The 16239-nt window shown below is 63.5% G+C and carries 17 protein-coding genes, 1 tRNA gene and 1 pseudogene; 14 read left to right on the forward strand and 5 right to left on the reverse strand.

Annotated elements, in window-relative coordinates; all coding sequences use genetic code 11:
• From JHL16_RS01160 to JHL16_RS01175, 4 genes are read left to right on the forward strand one after another with little or no spacing between them, the layout of a single operon-like run.
• Nucleotides 1-765 (forward strand): transporter substrate-binding domain-containing protein, encoded by a 765-nt coding sequence (locus JHL16_RS01160; RefSeq protein WP_200183065.1) that lies wholly within the window; start codon nucleotides 1-3, stop codon nucleotides 763-765.
• Nucleotides 762-1460, forward strand: a complete 699-nt coding sequence (locus JHL16_RS01165; protein WP_200183066.1) for an ABC transporter permease — start codon at nucleotides 762-764, stop codon at nucleotides 1458-1460. The genes JHL16_RS01160 and JHL16_RS01165 overlap by 4 nt, the downstream gene beginning before the upstream one ends.
• On the forward strand, nucleotides 1457-2149 hold the full coding sequence (locus JHL16_RS01170) for an ABC transporter permease (RefSeq protein ID WP_200183067.1): 693 nt from the start codon (nucleotides 1457-1459) through the stop codon (nucleotides 2147-2149). The genes JHL16_RS01165 and JHL16_RS01170 overlap by 4 nt, the downstream gene beginning before the upstream one ends.
• 25 nt (nucleotides 2150-2174) lie before the next feature.
• The gene (locus JHL16_RS01175; protein ID WP_200183068.1) at nucleotides 2175-3137 is read left to right on the forward strand and encodes an arginase family protein; all 963 of its coding nucleotides are present in this window, start codon (nucleotides 2175-2177) and stop codon (nucleotides 3135-3137) included.
• Between the two features lie 23 nt (nucleotides 3138-3160).
• Here the strand turns inward: JHL16_RS01175 and JHL16_RS01180 are convergent, their stop codons facing one another.
• Complete coding sequence (locus JHL16_RS01180; RefSeq protein ID WP_200183069.1) at nucleotides 3161-4264, reverse strand: saccharopine dehydrogenase family protein; 1104 nt, start codon at nucleotides 4262-4264, stop codon at nucleotides 3161-3163.
• Between the two features lie 118 nt (nucleotides 4265-4382).
• Between JHL16_RS01180 and JHL16_RS01185 the strand changes: the two genes are divergently transcribed.
• Nucleotides 4383-4814 (forward strand): Lrp/AsnC family transcriptional regulator, encoded by a 432-nt coding sequence (locus JHL16_RS01185; RefSeq protein ID WP_200183070.1) that lies wholly within the window; start codon nucleotides 4383-4385, stop codon nucleotides 4812-4814.
• An 8-nt stretch (nucleotides 4815-4822) separates the two neighbouring features.
• Here JHL16_RS01185 and folD read toward each other — a convergent pair whose 3' ends face one another.
• From folD to JHL16_RS01200, 3 genes are read right to left on the reverse strand one after another with little or no spacing between them, the layout of a single operon-like run.
• Entirely contained in the window at nucleotides 4823-5704 is an 882-nt protein-coding gene (gene folD, locus JHL16_RS01190) for a bifunctional methylenetetrahydrofolate dehydrogenase/methenyltetrahydrofolate cyclohydrolase FolD (protein ID WP_200183071.1), read from the reverse strand.
• Nucleotides 5701-6027: a DUF167 family protein gene (locus JHL16_RS01195; RefSeq protein ID WP_200183072.1), complete on the reverse strand. Its 327-nt coding sequence runs from the start codon at nucleotides 6025-6027 to the stop codon at nucleotides 5701-5703. Before JHL16_RS01195 ends, folD begins: the two co-directional genes overlap by 4 nt.
• Nucleotides 6024-6314 carry a YggT family protein gene (locus JHL16_RS01200; protein ID WP_200183073.1) on the reverse strand — a complete coding sequence of 97 codons (291 nt, stop codon included), beginning with the start codon at nucleotides 6312-6314 and terminating at the stop codon, nucleotides 6024-6026. The genes JHL16_RS01195 and JHL16_RS01200 overlap by 4 nt, the downstream gene beginning before the upstream one ends.
• Before the next feature lie 114 nt (nucleotides 6315-6428).
• Here JHL16_RS01200 and JHL16_RS01205 point away from each other — a divergent pair.
• Both JHL16_RS01205 and JHL16_RS34850 read left to right on the forward strand, forming a co-directional pair.
• Nucleotides 6429-6504: transfer RNA gene (locus tag JHL16_RS01205), tRNA-Ala, on the forward strand.
• A gap of 499 nt (nucleotides 6505-7003) precedes the next feature.
• Nucleotides 7004-8215: a caspase family protein gene (locus JHL16_RS34850; RefSeq protein WP_246770719.1), complete on the forward strand. Its 1212-nt coding sequence runs from the start codon at nucleotides 7004-7006 to the stop codon at nucleotides 8213-8215.
• A gap of 259 nt (nucleotides 8216-8474) precedes the next feature.
• On the opposite strand, the gene JHL16_RS01215 is transcribed toward JHL16_RS34850, so the two are convergent.
• Complete coding sequence (locus JHL16_RS01215; protein ID WP_200183074.1) at nucleotides 8475-8888, reverse strand: hypothetical protein; 414 nt, start codon at nucleotides 8886-8888, stop codon at nucleotides 8475-8477.
• A gap of 239 nt (nucleotides 8889-9127) precedes the next feature.
• Between JHL16_RS01215 and JHL16_RS01220 the strand changes: the two genes are divergently transcribed.
• From JHL16_RS01220 to JHL16_RS01250, 7 genes and pseudogenes are all read left to right on the forward strand, one after another.
• A complete protein-coding gene (locus JHL16_RS01220) occupies nucleotides 9128-10264 on the forward strand; it encodes an FAD-dependent oxidoreductase (protein WP_200183075.1) in 1137 nt (378 codons plus the stop codon).
• A 119-nt stretch (nucleotides 10265-10383) separates the two neighbouring features.
• Nucleotides 10384-11220, forward strand: a complete 837-nt coding sequence (locus JHL16_RS01225; protein WP_200183076.1) for a MurR/RpiR family transcriptional regulator — start codon at nucleotides 10384-10386, stop codon at nucleotides 11218-11220.
• A gap of 13 nt (nucleotides 11221-11233) precedes the next feature.
• Complete coding sequence (locus tag JHL16_RS01230) at nucleotides 11234-12361, forward strand: ABC transporter substrate-binding protein (protein WP_200183077.1); 1128 nt, start codon at nucleotides 11234-11236, stop codon at nucleotides 12359-12361.
• Nucleotides 12362-12408: 47 nt separating this feature from the next.
• Complete coding sequence (locus tag JHL16_RS01235) at nucleotides 12409-14154, forward strand: ABC transporter permease (RefSeq protein WP_200183078.1); 1746 nt, start codon at nucleotides 12409-12411, stop codon at nucleotides 14152-14154.
• The gene (locus JHL16_RS01240) at nucleotides 14151-15230 is read left to right on the forward strand and encodes an ABC transporter ATP-binding protein (RefSeq protein ID WP_200183079.1); all 1080 of its coding nucleotides are present in this window, start codon (nucleotides 14151-14153) and stop codon (nucleotides 15228-15230) included. Before JHL16_RS01235 ends, JHL16_RS01240 begins: the two co-directional genes overlap by 4 nt.
• On the forward strand, nucleotides 15227-15832 hold the full coding sequence (locus tag JHL16_RS01245) for a histidine phosphatase family protein (protein WP_200183080.1): 606 nt from the start codon (nucleotides 15227-15229) through the stop codon (nucleotides 15830-15832). Before JHL16_RS01240 ends, JHL16_RS01245 begins: the two co-directional genes overlap by 4 nt.
• 75 nt (nucleotides 15833-15907) lie before the next feature.
• Nucleotides 15908-16239 (forward strand): annotated as a pseudogene (locus tag JHL16_RS01250) (Na/Pi cotransporter family protein); the annotation flags it as partial.

Raw genomic sequence — 16239 nt, forward strand, 5'->3', positions numbered from 1 at the left:
ATGAAGACCAGCCTGAAATCCCTGTGCGCCGCCATGATCCTGGCGGCCACCTTTGGCGCCGCCCGTGCCGCGGACAAGATCGACATCGCCACCGACGCCACCTTCCCACCCTTCGAATCGATCGATTCCAACGGCAAGCTCATCGGTTATGACGTCGAGCTGATGGAAGCCGTCTGCGCCGCGGCCAAGCTCGACTGCAACATCTTCAACGCCGCCTGGGACGGCATGATTCCGGGCCTCATCGACGGCAAGTATGACGCGCTGATCTCGCAGCTCACCGTCACCGAGAAGCGCCGGCAGGTGATCGCCTTCAGCGATATCTACGATCATCCGATCTTCCGCTTCGTCGCCAAGAAGGGATCGTCCTTCGAATTCACGCCGGAAGGCCTGAAGGGCAAGACGATCGCGGTGCAGACCGGCACGCCGATGGACGCCTATGTCACCAGCCACATTCCGGGAGCGGTGATCAAGCGTTACGATACCGGCAGCGCGCCCTATCTCGAGCTCACCGCCGGCCGTGCCGATCTGCATATGAGCTATCAGGCCCAGATCATCCACAGCTTCCTCAAGAGCGAGGCGGGCAAGGATTATGAGCTCGTCGGGCCCGAATATACCGGCAAGGACGCCAAGGAATTCGGCGAAGGCGTCGCTATCGCCATCAACAAGAAGAACACCAAGCTTGTCGAAGAGGTGAACAAGGGCCTCGCCATCATCCGTGAAAACGGCCAGCTCAAGGCCCTCAACGCGAAATATTTCGGCGAATGACCGGTGTCGTCGCCGAGTTCGCGACGACGATCCTGGCGGCAGGGGCCACCACCCTGCTGCTGGGCCTCGCCTCATTGCTCCTCGCCACGGTGCTGGGCCTCGCGGCCGCCTTCGCCAAGCTGTCGCGCAGCCGGGCGCTGCGCCACACCGCGGCTCTCTACACATTCATCGTTCGCGGCATCCCGGATCTCGTTGTGATGCTGCTGGTCTATTACAGCGTCCCGGCGCTGCTCAACCAGGCGATCGACGCGCTGGGCTGGGACATGCGCATCGAGTTCTCGCCGATCGCGGCCGGAATCGCGGCCTTGGGCCTGATCTTCGGTGCTTATATGACCGAGACCTTCAAGACGGCCTTGCAGAATATCCCCAAGGGCCAGATCGAAGCGGCCGTCGCCTATGGGCTGACGCGCCGGCGCATGTTCACGCGCATCATCCTGCCGCATCTCGTCCGCCTCGCTCTGCCCGGCTTCACCAATAACTGGCTCGTCCTCGCCAAGGCGACCGCGCTCGTCTCGCTGATCGGCCTGCAGGATGTGATGTTCCGCGCCAAGGGCGCCGCCGAGGCGACCGGCATGCCCTTCACCTTCTATCTGATCGCCGCGGGCTTCTATCTCTCCGTCACCATCCTGTCGCTTGCCGCGCTGACGCTCATCGCGCGGCGTTTCGAGATGGGCCTTCGGGAGCTGGCGCCATGAACTGGGGGATCATTGCCGAGAATCTCGGTCTTTACGTGCAAGGGGCGAAGCTGACCCTGCTTCTCGCCTTCGCGTCGCTGGCGATCTCGTTCTGTCTCGCCGTGCCGCTCGCCTTTCTGCGCAACAGCCGGATCGCCGCCTTGCGCTATGCGGTTCTCGGCTACACGCTGGTGTTTCGCGGCACGCCGCTCCTGGTGCAGCTGTTCCTGATCTATTTCGGCCTCGCCCAGTTCGAGCTGGTGCGCGAGAGCGTGATCTGGCCATGGCTCTCGAGCCCCCTGGTCTGCGTCCTCATCGCCTTCGTCCTCAACAGCACCGCCTACAGCACGGAAATCTTCGCCGGGGGCTTGCGCCACATCCCCATCGGCGAGATCGAGGCGGCGCGGGCTTTCGGCATGTCGGCCTTCGCCCAGGCGCGGCGCATCCTGATCCCCGCCATGCTGACCCGCTCGCTGCCGCTCTATGGCAATGAGATGATCATGATGCTGCATGCCACATCGCTGGCGAGCACGGTGACCTTGCTCGAGACGACCGGCGTCGCGCGCATGATCACGCTCAATTACTACATCCAGTTCGAACCCTATGTGACCGCCGCAGCGATCTATCTCGCCATGACCTTCGTCCTGGTCTCGGCCTTCCAACTCGTGCAGTGGCGCTGGGCCGGATATCTCGAAAACCGCATCGGCTGACAGGGCCGGTGCCATGGAGAACATCTTGACCGCGAAACCCGATCTCGGCGCCCTGTTCGGCGCCGCCCCCGAGACCTCCACTTTCCTCGGCCTCGAGGCCTGTGCCGATCTCGACACGCTGGCGGCGCCCGTCGCCCTCATCGGTGCGCCCTGCGCCACGCCCTATGCTTCCGTCGGCGCCTATTGCCGCAATGCGCCGCAGGCGCTGCGCCGCGCCACCGGTGCGCTGACGGCCAATGTCGACCGTCACGATTTCGACCATGGCGGGCCGGTCTTCCCCGCGCCGCATCTGCGTCCGGTCGATTGCGGCGACCTGCCCTTTGATGAAACCGATGCCGCCGGCAATCGCGGCCGCATCGCCGAGGCCGTGACCAAGGTGGTGAAGCGCGGCGCGGTGCCGGTGCTCATCGGCGGCGATGATTCCATTCCGATCGCGATGCTGGAGGCGGTCGGCGCCTCGGCCAGGGGGCAGAAATTCACGATCCTGCAGATCGATGCGCATATCGACTGGCGCGACATCCATATGGGCGAGCGCCTCGGCCTGTCGTCGACCATGCGCCGGGCCTCGGAAATGGCGCATGTCGAGCGGATCATCCAGGTGGGCGCGCGCGGCATCGGCTCGGCCGCGACCAGCGACTATGCCGACGCGCTCGCCTGGGGCGTCAAATTCGTGACGGCGCACGACCTTCACCGGCAGGGCGTCGGCGCCGTCCTCGACCTCATTCCGGAAGGCAGCAGCATCATCGTCTGCATCGATGCCGATGCGCTCGACCCGGCGCTGGTGCCAGGCGTCATCGGGCGGGCGCCGGGAGGGCTCAGCTACTATCAGGCGGCCGATCTCATCAAGGGCGCGGCCCAGCGGGGACGCATCTGCGCCATGGACTTCGTCGAATTCATGCCGGAGCGCGATGTCGATGGCATAGGCGCGCTCACCTTCGCCCGCCTGATCACGACGGCGCTCGGCGTTCTCGTCCGCCAGGCCGCCTGATCACATTTCAGGACGGACCGCCGTTATCCCGCTTTTGCCAGCCGCACCGGCTCGGCGTCATAGACATGTCCGAAGCGGTTGGCGAGGAAGTCGGCTAGCGCCACTTCCTCCTGCCGCACGAAACCTTGCCGGCGCAATTTGCCATGGGCGAGGAGGTCGAGCAGCGTGCAGATGCCGGCCGCGGTGGTGATCTGGATGGCGCTCATCTCTTCACCGGCGACGGTGCCGGCATAGACCTTCCTGGCATAGGTTTCCTGGAGATAACGTCCATCCTTCCAGCCGCAGACGGTGACGAAGATGACGACGACATCCTGCATCGTGGCGGGCAGCGCGTTTTCGAAGATATCCTTCAGCACGTCGCGGCGGTTCTTGAGATTGAGGTCGTTCAGCAGCGCCTTCATGATCGCCTGATGGCCGGGATAACGAATGGTGCGGTAGTTCATGGTGCGCACCCGGCCTTCCAGCGTCTTGGCCAGCGTGCCGAGGCCGCCCGATGTGTTGAAGGCTTCATAGGTGATGCCGTCGAGCGAAAATTCCTCGCGCTCCTCCATGGCGGGCATCGTCACCAGCTTGCCTTCGACGATCGCCTCGCAAGGCTCGATATATTCGTTGATGAGCCCGTCGGTGCTCCAGGTGAGATTGTAATTGAGCGCGTTCGAGGGATATTGCGGAAGTGCGCCGACGCGCATGCGCACGCTGTCGAGCGTGTCGAAATGGCGGGTGAGATCATGGGCGACGATCGAGATGAAGCCCGGCGCCAGCCCGCATTGCGGGATGAGCGCGGTCTTGGCACCCGCGGCCATCGCTTCGACCTTGCGGGTGGTGGCGACATCCTCGGTCAGGTCGAGATAGTGCACCCCGGCCTTGGCCGCGACCTCGGCGATCCTGCCGGTGAGATGGAAGGGCGCTGCGGAGAGGACCGCGTAACGGCCGGCGAGGAGCGTCGCCAGCGCGCTGCTGTCGGTGATGTCGACGCTGGCCGTCGATATGGCCCGATGCGGCGTGAGGGCCGCCAGTTGCGCCTCACTGCGGTCGGCGACGGTGACGCGATAGCTGCCGCTGGCCGCCAGCATCCGGGCGATGGCGCCGCCGATCTTGCCGGCGCCCATGACCACGATGTCTTTCATGGCGTGACCTCCTGAATTGTTCGGGCTTCAGGATGCTGGCCTTAACTTTCGATTCCTAGTGGCGAATTATACAGATTGAAGTATAATTTTTGGCAGATCGCCATGGATATTTCACAGAATGCAGATTACTGACAAGGATCGGAAATTGCTGGCTCTTTTGGGCGAGGATGCCCGCATGCCGGTCGCCACACTGGCCCGCAAGCTCGGCCTGTCGCGTACCACCGTCCAGGCCAGGATCGAGCGGCTGGAGCAGCACGGCGTTATTTCCGGCTATGGGGTGAGATTGTCGGATGCCTATCTGAGCGATCTCATCCGCGCGCATGTGCTGATCACCATCGCGCCGAAATCACTCTCGGCAGTGACGGCCGAGCTCAATGCGATCCATGAAGTGACGCAGCTTTATTCGGTCAACGGGCCCTATGACCTGATCGCCATCATCGCCGCGCCCTCGATCGCCGATCTCGACCGGCTGATCGACCGCATCGGCGAGACGGAAGGAGTCGAGCGCACTTTGTCCTCGATCATCCTCTCGACGCGGATTGCGCGGTAGCCCCCAACTCACATTTCCGGAACGGGCACAGACTTCTGCGCGCAAGCGGCACGCACCGTATTGTGCAGGAGACAGGCGATGGTCATCGGGCCGACGCCGCCCGGCACCGGAGTGATCGAGCCCGCCACAGCCGAGCAGGACGCATAATCGCAATCACCGACGAGCTTGCCCTTGCCGTCGCGCTCGATGCGATTGATGCCGACATCGATGACGCAGGCGCCCGGCTTGATCCAGTCGCCCTTCACCATTTCGGGCCGGCCGACGGCGGCGATGACGAGATCGGCACGGCGCACCACGCCGGGAAGATCCTTGGTCTTCGAATGCGCGATGGTGACTGTGCAGTTCTCCTGCAGCAGAAGCTGAGCCACCGGCTTGCCGACGATGTTGGAGCGGCCGATGACGACGGCTTCGAGTCCGTCGAGCTTGCCCAGCGCATCCTTGGCCAGCATGACCGAGCCGACCGGCGTGCAGGCGACGAGCGAGTCCTGGCCAGTCGCGAGCTTGCCGGCATTCACCACATGGAAGCCGTCGACATCCTTGGCCGGGTTGATGGTGTTCAGCACCTTGGTGGAGTCGATCTGCTTGGGCAGCGGCAATTGCACCAGGATGCCATGCACGGCGGGATCATTGTTGAGCTTGTCGACCAGCGCGAGGAGATCCTTCTCCGAGGTCGCGGCATCGAGCCGGTGCTCCCAGGAGTTCATGCCGACCTCGACCGTCTGCTTGGCCTTGTTGGCGACATAGACCTTGCTCGCCGGATCCTCGCCGACCAGCACCACCGCGAGGCCGGGCTTCAGCCCGTGCTTGGCCCCGAGCTCCTTCACGGCTTTGGCGATACGGACGCGCAGTCCCTCGGCATAGGCTTTTCCGTCGATCACTTTGGCGGTCATGATGTCTGATCCTGAATGAGGTGGCTGAGCGTCTGCTCGATGGCGGCGGGATTGCCGGCGATATGGACCGTCTTCAGACGGCTCGTCTCGCCGGCGGTGAGGGTGAAGGCTTTGCGGGGAAGCCGCAGCGTTTCGGCCAGGAAGTCGATAACGGCTTCGTTGGCTTTACCCTTTTCCGGTTGCGCCGTGACTTTAACCTGAAGCGACACTTTGCCGTCCGCGTCCTGGAAAAGCCCGGCAATCCCGGGACGAGCCGACTTGGGTGTCACGCGGAGATAGAGCGAACCGCCAGTTGCGTCCGGCCGGAAGGGAAGCGCCGTCACATCAGGAGCCTGGGCCCATATTCCCACATCAGGCTGCGGATGAACCAGATGGCGACGAGTGCCACGATAGGGGAGAGGTCGATGCCGCCCAGATCTGGCAGAATCCGGCGGATGGGGCCGAGCACCGGCTCGGTCAGCCGGTAGAGGGCATAGCGGATCTGGCGGACAATGTTGTTATGCCCGTTGATGATGTTGAAGCCGATCAACCAGCTCATGACCACCACCGCGATGATGATCCAGGTATAGATATTCAGGATGAGGTCGATCAGGTTGAGGATGGAAATCATGCGCGCCTCTGTCGGGAACTAGCCCTGAGATTTAGAGACCCGGGGCGGCCGGCGCAAGGCGGCGAAAGCTTGACAGGCCGTCTGGCGGACCTTACACAGCCCCGTCCTGTGGAAGGGGCAGTAGCTCAGTTGGGAGAGCGCGGCGTTCGCAATGCCGAGGTCAGGGGTTCGATCCCCCTCTGCTCCACCAGTTTCCGGAAGATATTGAAATCTCTGGGGATTAAGAAGACATTTGTGCTGGCGCTATGAGCTGCTGTTGTCACGACGTCGATAGTAGTGGCGTTGCACCTTGGCGCGGTTGCCGCAGGGCCGTCGAGCACCAGCGCCGCCGCTTCGAGGATGACGGGTCACGCGGCATGCTCTGCCTTCTCGGTACTTGGCGCTAGGTCAGGGGAATACTGCGTACCTCTCATCTGGGAGGGGCGGATCGCGACGGAATCTGATCCTCTAGGACCTCACTCGTTCCAGATGGCGCGCCCGAACAAGATCACACGGCGAAGTTTCATGGCAGGCTCGGCAGTGTCGCGTTCTGCAGTGCCGGGGAAGCGAAGAATCCGTCGCCATTAATATGAGCGACAAAGGCGCAAGTGCGTGCTTGTCCAGCAGGTTCCAGCGCCTTTCATGTTTCACTTCTAAGAAATTTCCGTTAGGGTAATTTGTATCCAAGCGTGGATGGCAGGACGGCGCAAATGAGACTTAGACATTCAGTTCTTTTCCTCTTTGTGGTGTTTATTCTTATCCATTCCAACATGCCTGCCCAGGCTGGTGTCTGTGGCGGAATAAACAATTCCGGAATATGGACCTGCAACCCCGGCCCGATCTGCCCAACTCGCTGGTGGAAACAGGGACAATTTCCCGACCGTGCGACATGTCTGCGCTCCGCTCCGGGCAACTCTGCAAAGGCTAAGCCGGAGCCGGCAAAGAAACAGGTCGCCGCGAAGAAGCCCGTCAAGCCATCGCAGAAAGCCGTGGAGCCTGCACCGCGGCCCAAGAAACCTGTCATTGTCGCCAAGAAGGGTAACAGTAAACCACCTTCCGAGCCCGATCAGACCGAGTTGACCCTCGAGACGCAGACGACTGCCGTCAAGCTTGATCGCGATCTCAACCCGACCGTTCAGGAACCGCAGCCGATCGTGACGGCGAAACTCTCGCCCCCGCCAGAACCTCTTGCCGCCGCTGATAAACAGGTGCTGGGTCGCCGCATTGCTCTCATCATTGGCAATTCCAGCTATGCCGCGGTTCCCGCGCTCAAGAATCCGCCAACGGATGCGCGCGCCATCGCGGACACCTTGACAAGCCTTGGCTTTGAGAAAGTGACACTCAAGCTCGACCTCGACCGACAAGCGACCTGGGCGGCGCTCGCGGAATTCGCCGAAGACGCCGCGCGTGCCGACTGGGCCGTGGTCTACTATGCCGGGCATGGCATCGAGCTCGACGCTCAGAACTACATCATTCCCGTCGATGCCAAGCTCGATTCGGATCGCCGTGTCCTGTTCGAGACCATTCCCCTCGACCACGTCGTAGAAGCGACGGCCGGCGCCAGGAAATTCCGGCTGGTCATCCTTGATGCATGCCGTAACAATCCGTTCCTGGCCTCAATGACTCGCGTCGCCTCGACGCGTTCGATCGGGCGTGGCCTGAGCCGCGTCGAGCCGCAAGGCGGTGTGCTCGTAGCGTATGCCGCGAAAGCGGGAGAGATCGCGCTCGATGGCGACAGCGGCAATAGCCCTTTCGTCGTGGCTTTGATCGAACAGCTGAGGCGCCCTGGCGTGGAAATCGGCTTCCTCTTCCGGAAAGTCCGCGACAGCGTGCTCAGGCAAACCAACGGCACTCAGGAGCCCTATACTTACGGCTCGCTGCCCGGTGACGAAGAGCTCTATTTCAGGCCGCCCCTCAATTAGACCAGGGGAAAGACATGCTGCACACATCTGTCACACAATTGGCTGCGAGATCACGCTTCGCTGAGTCGCAGAATCCCCAATCGATATTGCAAGAAAATCGCCACCCAACCCGGGCTTTCCGGCAATATCAAAATCTCAAATCCAGCCGCTCATTCAATCCAATCAATGGGTTCGTGATAGTTCACGGTCGACTAGTCGAATGTGACTGGAACCAGTAGCTGAAGCGGGGGGCTCTGCGCGAACCTGATGCGATCGTGATCTAAGGGCAAATCCGCACGGCTTTTCGCAATGCCTCGCCGCGAAGGATGAGTGCCCGCGAGCTCAATCCTCCCTGGCCCTTGATCCAGGCCTGGACCGCCGGCGGATATTTGCTGAACAGCCAGCGGGTAAACAGCCGCGCCATCTTGTCGTTGCCCTTGAGATGCACGGCATGAAAACGCAATCGCGCGTCGGCTTCCACGCAATAGCGCTGAACGGCAAGATAAAGCGTGCATGCGGAGCCGCAGGTCCCGCCGATCCTCACGCTTTCGCCTCGTTGATTCAGCTCGAGAACACGCTGGTAATATACCCGGACAACTCCACCCCAATCATTCCTAATGACCACCTCAGCCCGGGCTGCCGGCGGCGCGGACGCAAAAGCGGCGGCGAGGACGAGGCTGCGCAAGATCTTCATGACCAGAACTTTTTGCGCGTCTCAACACTGCCCTCATTGTGTCGGTACGATGCTATGTGAGTAAAGCCGCCCTCTGGCCATCATCCTGGCACTCTCCTTACCATGCGTCAATCGTCTCCATGTCCCGCAAAGTAGTTGTGGCGCCTGAGAAACCCTGATTCTCTTTCTCGCGGTCAGTCATATTGTCGATGCCGCGAACCTGTCAGGTCCTCGGTGGCTTCGCGCAAGGAGAGCCATGAATGCACAGCTCGTTTGATGTCGTCGTCGTCGGGGCCGGCATATTCGGCCTGGCCGCCGCCAGCGAGCTGGCCCTGCGCGGGAAACGCGTCGCCATCATCGATCGCTTCGGCAGCGGCCATCCGGCGACATCCTCCACCGGCCGCTCGCGCGGCATCCGAATTGCCTATGATCATCCTTTCTATGTGACGCTCGCCCTGGACGCGATCCGCCGCTGGCGCGCGCTTGAAGACGCGAGCGGAGAACAGATCCTGCATCTGACCGGCCAAGTCGATTTCGGCCTCGACAATAAGCTCGCCGCTATTGCCGCAGCGGTGCGTGAGGCGGGCGGCGTCATCGACGAGCTCGACTCGGCGGGCCTCAGCCGGAAGCTGCCCCACCTGCTGGGCGCGCCCGAAGACAACGGCCTGTTCCATGCGCAGGCGGGCACGGTGCTGTCCGACAATGGCATGGCGGCGCTCAAGGCGAAGGTGCTGGCGCAAGGTGTCGCCTCGCACGCGCCTGAACGTGTCGTCGCGATCGAGCCCGGAAATCCCACCCTCGTGGTGACGGAGAAGCGCCGGATTCATGCCGAGACGGTAGTGATCGCCGCCGGCCCGTGGTCAGGCGCGCTCCTCGACGAGCTCGGCATCGTCGTGCCGCTGGCACCTTCGATCGCGCAGGTCACGTTCATCGCCGCGCCGGAGCTCGTCGATCAGCCGGGCATCGGCGAATGGGGCGGCGATGGTGAAGGACTGGGCGGCGTCTATGGCCATCCGGTGCCCGGCGTTGGTTACAAGCTCGCCTTCAGCACCGGACAGGAAGGCTGGTCGCCCGATGTCTCGGCGTGGCAACCCGACCTGCAAGAGCAGGCGCGGCTCTTCGCCTGGCTCGACCGCCGCATGCCGGCTTTCCCGCGCCAGGTGCAGCTCGCCCAGCGCCATCCCTGGACGATGACACCCGATGGCGACTTCATCGTCGATCGCGTCGGACCGGTCGTGCTCGCCTGCGGCTGCTCGGGTCATGCCTTCAAATTCGGGCCGGCTCTCGGGCCGCTCGTCGCCGACGCCGTCGACGGCAAGACGGCGCATCCCTTGCTTCGGCTCGACCGGCCGTCGCTCCGGGGCCGGGCGGCGGCGGACGACGCCATCTCGCGCTGAGCCATCAAATCCCGTTCCGGTGCCATGGCCTTTGCGGGCAATCGCAGAGCGGCTTGACAGCGCGCGAGTCTGCAAATAATCTTGCATAGAACTGAACTTCTGCAAAAAACTGCAAGACCATGACATTGCTCGACCGTATCAAAGCTCAATCGCCACGGCTCACCGAAGCGGATCATCGCCTGATCGGCGTTCTCACGGAGAATTCCGCCGAGGCGGTGTTCCTTTCGGCGACGCAGCTCGCCGAACGCGTCAATGTCCATGAGGCCGCGGCGACCCGGCTGGCGCAGAAGCTCGGCTACAAGGGCTATCCTGAAATGCGCGCCGACCTGCAGCGTGGCATGATGGAGAGCCAGGACGCCGCCAACCGCATCCGCCGGTCGCTGGAAAAGGTCGCGCATGGTGATTATCTCGCCGATCTCATCGGCAGTGAAATCAGCGCGCTCGAGAACCTGCAGCAGTGCATTCCCCAGAAAGACATCGATCGGGCGGCCGACATGATCGTCGCCGCCGGGCGTGTCTATCTGTTCGGGCAGGGCCATGCGCAGTCGGTCACCAGCTTCCTGCAGCGCCGCCTCGATCGCTTCGGTCTGACCACGATCGCCCTGCAAGGGCGCGGGCGCGACATCGCCGAGCGTGTGGTGAGCCTGGACAAGAAAGACATCGTCGTGGCGCTCGCCTTTCGCAAGCAGCCGCACAGCTACGCACCTCTCGTCGATCTCTGCCGGCGCCGCAAGGCGCCGGTCATCCTCATTTCCGATCTCGCCGGGCCGATGATGCGGCCGGAAGCCGATCTCATGCTGGCGGCGCCGCGCGGCAGGTCGGGTAGCGAATTCCAGACGCCCACCATTCCCTTCGCCATCGTGAATGCCGTCCTGCTGACGATCGCCGGCCGGCACAAGAAGCGGATGATGAGTGCCCTGGAGAATCTGACGGAGCTGTTCAAAAGCTTCGAATAATGGGAGGAACCACATGTTGAAATCATTCAGGATCGCCGCGCTTTCGGCGCTCGCTATATTGGCCCCGGCCGGCCTCGCCGCGGCGCAGGATCTCGACAATTTGACGGCGGCCGAATTGCTGCCGTTGGCGCAGAAGGAAGGCAAGGTCACGGTCTTCTCGCTCTCGAGCCGGATCGCCAAGGTCGAGAAGGCCTTCGAAGATGCCTATCCCGGCATCGACATGGTCGGCATCGACATGAGCTCGGTGAAGCAGATCGCGCGCGTCGTCGCCGAGCAGGGCGCCGGCGTGCATGCGGTCGATGTGCTCTATATCGCCGACACGCCCGTCGTCTATGACGAGCTGGTGACGCCGAAACGCGTCCATGCCTATATACCGCCGCGCGTGGCGGGCGAGCTCGCGGCCGAATACAAGACGCCGCTCCTGACGCAGCGCCTGTCGACCAAGGTGCTGATGTATAATGAAGCGGCAAATCCCGATGGTGCGCCGGTGAAGAATCTCTGGCAGCTCACCACGCCCGACTGGACGGGCAGGGTGCTCATGGTCGACCCGCTGCAGCGCGGCGAGCTGCTCGATCTCCTGGTCGAAATCTCGCTCCATCCCGATGACATGGCCAAGGCCTATGAAGCGCAGTTCGGCAAGCCCATCACGCTGGAAAGCGATGTCCAGGGCGCCGGCGAGCAGTTCATTCGCGATCTCTTCAAGAACGATCTCATCCTGGTCCCGAACAGCGACGTGCTGAACAAGGCGGTCGGCGACAAAACGGCAAAGAATCCGCCGGTCGGGTTCGGCACCTATTCAGATCGGCGCGACAACCAGAAGGAAGGCTGGGCGCTGCAGGTGGCGAATGATGTCACTCCTGCCAACGGCATCCTGTTTCCGGCCGTCCTCGCCGTCGTCGACAAGACGCCCAATCCGGCGGCCGCGCGCCTTCTCGTCGATTTCATGATGGGCGACAATTCACCGACCGGTGGTCCGGCCTTCGAGCCCTTCAATGTTCCGGGTGATTATCCGGTGCGTCCTTCGATCAAGAGCCATGCCGACTCGGTGCCGCTCGACAAGCTGAAAGCCTGGCGCATCGATCCGGTCAAGACGGCTGCGGCGCGCAAACGCATCGCCGACCTGATCGTCACCCTGCAATGACAGCAAAGCCGGTGCGCCTGGCGCACCGGCTCTTCGGGGCATCATTCATGGCATTCGCTTTCCCGCTCCGACACCCTCGGAAGACTCTTCTGCGCGCCGATACGCTGCTGCCCGTGGCACTTCTCGGCCTGGTCGTGCTGCTCGTCGTGGCGCCACTGATCAAGATCCTGCTCACCACCCTGACCCCGGACGGGATCGATGCGTGGTTCTCGGTACTCGCCAGCTCGCTGTCGTTGAATCTCTGGTGGCGCCCGCTCGGCAATACCTTGCTGCTCGGCGCCGGCGTCGCCACCGGCTGCATCCTGGTCGGCGGCTTCCTCGCCTGGCTCGTCGTTCTCACCGATGTGCCGGCGCGGCGCACCTTGTGGTTCCTCGCGGCGTTGCCCTTCATGATCCCGAGCTTCGCCGCGGCGCTCGCCTGGGGCGCTCTCTTCCGCAACAGCCGGCTCGGCGGGTCGGTGGGATTTTTCGAGGCGAATGGGTATGTCATACCGGACTGGCTCGCCTGGGGGCTCGTGCCGACCCTCATCGTGCTCATCGCGCATTACTATTCGCTTGCCTTCACCATCATCTCGGCGGCGCTGAGCTCGGTCGGCGCCGATCTGGTGGAGGCCGCCCAGGTGGCCGGCGCCAGACGGTCGCGCATCTTCTTCGGCATCATTCTGCCGGTGGTGACGCCGGCTCTGATCGCCGCGGCGTCGCTGACCTTCGCCGGGGCCGTCTCGAATTTCGCCGCACCGGCGCTGCTCGGCCTGCCGGTTCGCCTGCAGACGCTCTCGACCCGCCTCTTCGGCATGATCGAAACCGGACAGACCGAGCGCGGCTTCGTCATTGCGCTGCTTCTCATCGCCGTTTCGGCCGCTTTCCTGTGGTTCGGTGAAAGGCTGGTGACCGGACGCCGGAACTTCGTGACGATCACCGGCAAGGGCGGGCGAACCAAGCGGTTTCCACTCGGCAAATGGCGCTGGCCGCTGTTCTGCCTGGCCGTCGTCGTCTCGCTCGTCACCACCTTCATCCCCGCGCTGGTCCTGCTCGCGTCAAGCTTCGCAACGCAGAATGGCGCTCTGTTCTCGAACTGGACGGCGCATTTCTGGACCGGCGAAGGCGGAACCGAGATGGCACAGGGACAGGCCGGCATCTTCCGCAACCCGGTCCTGATCGAGGCGCTGTGGACGACACTCAAGCTTGCTTTGTCGGTCGCCGCGGTGACCATGATCCTGGGGCTGGCGCTCGCACATGCGATCGCGCGCAACAAGGGCACTCTGCTGGCGACGCTCCTCGCCCAGATCTCCTTCATGCCGGTCTTCATTCCGAGCATCGCCTTCGCCGCCGCCTATATCGCCTTGTTCGGGGGGCCCATAGGTCCGCTGCCGCCGCTTTACGGCACTTTCGCGTTGCTGGTGATCGCCGCCTCGGCGCATCTCCTCCCCTATGCGGTGCAATCGGGCCGCTCGGTGCTCGGGCAGATCTCGGCCGACATAGAAGAAAGCGCCAAGCTCACCGGGGCCGGCGTCCTGCGCCGGATGGGCGTGATCATCCTGCCGCTCGCCATTCGCGGCCTGTTCGCCGGAGCTCTCCTCGCCTTCGTCAAGATCGTGCGCGATCTCTCGCTCGTCGTGCTGCTCTTCACCTCGACCTCGCCGGTCCTCAGCATGATGGCCTATCGCTACGCCTCGGAAGGCTTCCTGCAATTCGCCAATGCGATCACGGTCGTCATCCTCGCCGTCTGCCTGGTGGCGACCATGCTCGCCCGCCGTCTCGAAAATCGCGTCCAGAAGTGGAAAGAGTCATGACCGACGCCATCCGCCTCAGCCATTTGAGCAAACGGTTCGGCGATTTCGCCGCCGTCGACGACATCAATATCGCGGTTCCGAAAGGCGCCTTCCTGGTGCTGGTCGGCCCATCGGGCTGCGGAAAATCGACACTGCTGCGCATGCTGGCGGGGCTCGAGACGCCGAGCGAAGGGGAAATCGTCTTTGGCGGGCGCGTCGTCTCGAGCGGGCAGGCGGGGCTGGTCGCCGATCCGAGTGACCGCGATGCCGGGCTCGTCTTCCAGAGCTATGCGCTGTGGCCGCATATGAGCGTCGCCGGCAATATCGAATGGCCGCTCAAAGTCGCGAAATGGTCCCGGGCGGACCGCCAGGCGCGTGTCGCGGAGGTGCTGCAGCTTCTCGGCATAGAAGAGCTGAGCCAGCGCTATCCGGCCGAGATCTCGGGCGGCCAGCAGCAGCGGGTCGCCATTGCGCGCACCATCGGCCCGAAGCCCGGCATCCTCCTGTTCGACGAGCCGCTCTCCAATCTCGATGCGAAACTGCGTATCGAGATGCGCAGCGAGCTGATGCGTATTCACCGCGCCACGAGCGCCACGTCGGTCTATGTCACGCATGACCAGGTGGAAGCGATGACGATGGCAAGCCATGTCGCGGTGCTCAACAAGGGCAAGGTCGAGCAGTTCGGGCCGCCCATCGACCTCCTGGAGAAACCGCTGACCACGTTCGTCGCGACCTTCCTGGGCACACCACCCGCCAATCTCCTGACCGTCACGCGTCAGGCCGGTGAATTGCGCTTCGGCAATCTGGTGCTCGCCGCGGCGGCGCAAGCGGGTCAACATGAGAAGGCGCAGCTGCTCTATCGTGCGCATGACATTCTGGTCGGCGAGCAGAAAGGAAAACCGGTCATCTCCGCCATTTTCGACGAGGCGGCCCCCATCGCCGGCCGTACGATGGTGACGGCGCTGTTCGAGGGCAAGCGCATCACCGCGATGGCCGACGGCTATTTCCGCGCGCAACCCGGCGAGCGCATTCCATTGACGTTTATCGAGCCGCCGAGCGCGGTCTTTGCAATGTCCGGTGAGAGGATTGGTGAATGAGAGTTATACTGGTGCGTCACGGCGAAACGACGTGGAACGCGGAACAGCGCCTGCAGGGCCAGGACAATGCTCCTCTGTCGCGGCGAGGCGTACAGCAGGCGAAGCGCTTCGCGCTTTTAGCCCGAGCGCTGGCGCCGGCGCGCGTCGTGTCCTCGGATCTCGGTCGGACGCGCGAGACCGTGAGCCTGCTTGGCTTCGGTGACGTTCCGACGGATACACGCCTGCGCGAGATCGATATGGGTGAATGGACCGGGCGCATCAAGCCGGAGCTCGAGGCGGAACAGCGTGAGGACTATCTCGCCTGGCGGGCCGGCACGTTCACGCCGAAGAATGGCGAGACATGGGAAGCCTTTCGGGAGCGGGTCGCTGCCGCCATTCGCGATTGCCTGCAGCACTGCGCCGGCGACACGCTGGCGGTCGTGCATGGCGGGGTCATCCGGGCGGCCTGCCATGAGTTCCTGGGATTGCCTCCGTCACGCGTCGTGCCGGTGACACCGGGCACGGCGACGATCCTCAGCTTCACCTCCGCCGATGCGTCATCGGCACGGCTCGAAGCCTACAATATCGCGCCGGCGGCGCCCGATCACGATGCGCCGGATTGACCGGTGCGGGGCTTTGCCTGCGGGTCATCAGCCCTCCCTTCCCGCGCTTCGCGCGACGGAGGGAGATTCCGTCGCATGACCGCCGGCACGACCGTGATCATCGAGCTTCTGGGCGGCATAGCGATGCTGCTGTGGGGCGTGCGTATGGTGCGCACCGGCATCATGCGCGGCTGGGGCGACCGGCTGAAGCATTTCATCCAGCAGCGCCTCGGCAACAATATCTCGGCCTTCCTGGCGGGCACCATGGCGACGGCGACGCTCGGCAGCGCCACCGCCATGGCCCTTATCGTGGCAGGGTTAGCCGCCGGCGGCGCCATCGGCACCTCCATCGGTCTGGCGGTGCTGCTCGGCGCCGATGTCGGGTCGGCCCTCGTCTCGGCCGTCTTCGCCTCCAGCAGCTCCTATGC

The organism is Taklimakanibacter albus (assembly GCF_016595235.1).
GTDB lineage: Bacteria > Pseudomonadota > Alphaproteobacteria > Rhizobiales > Aestuariivirgaceae > Taklimakanibacter > Taklimakanibacter albus.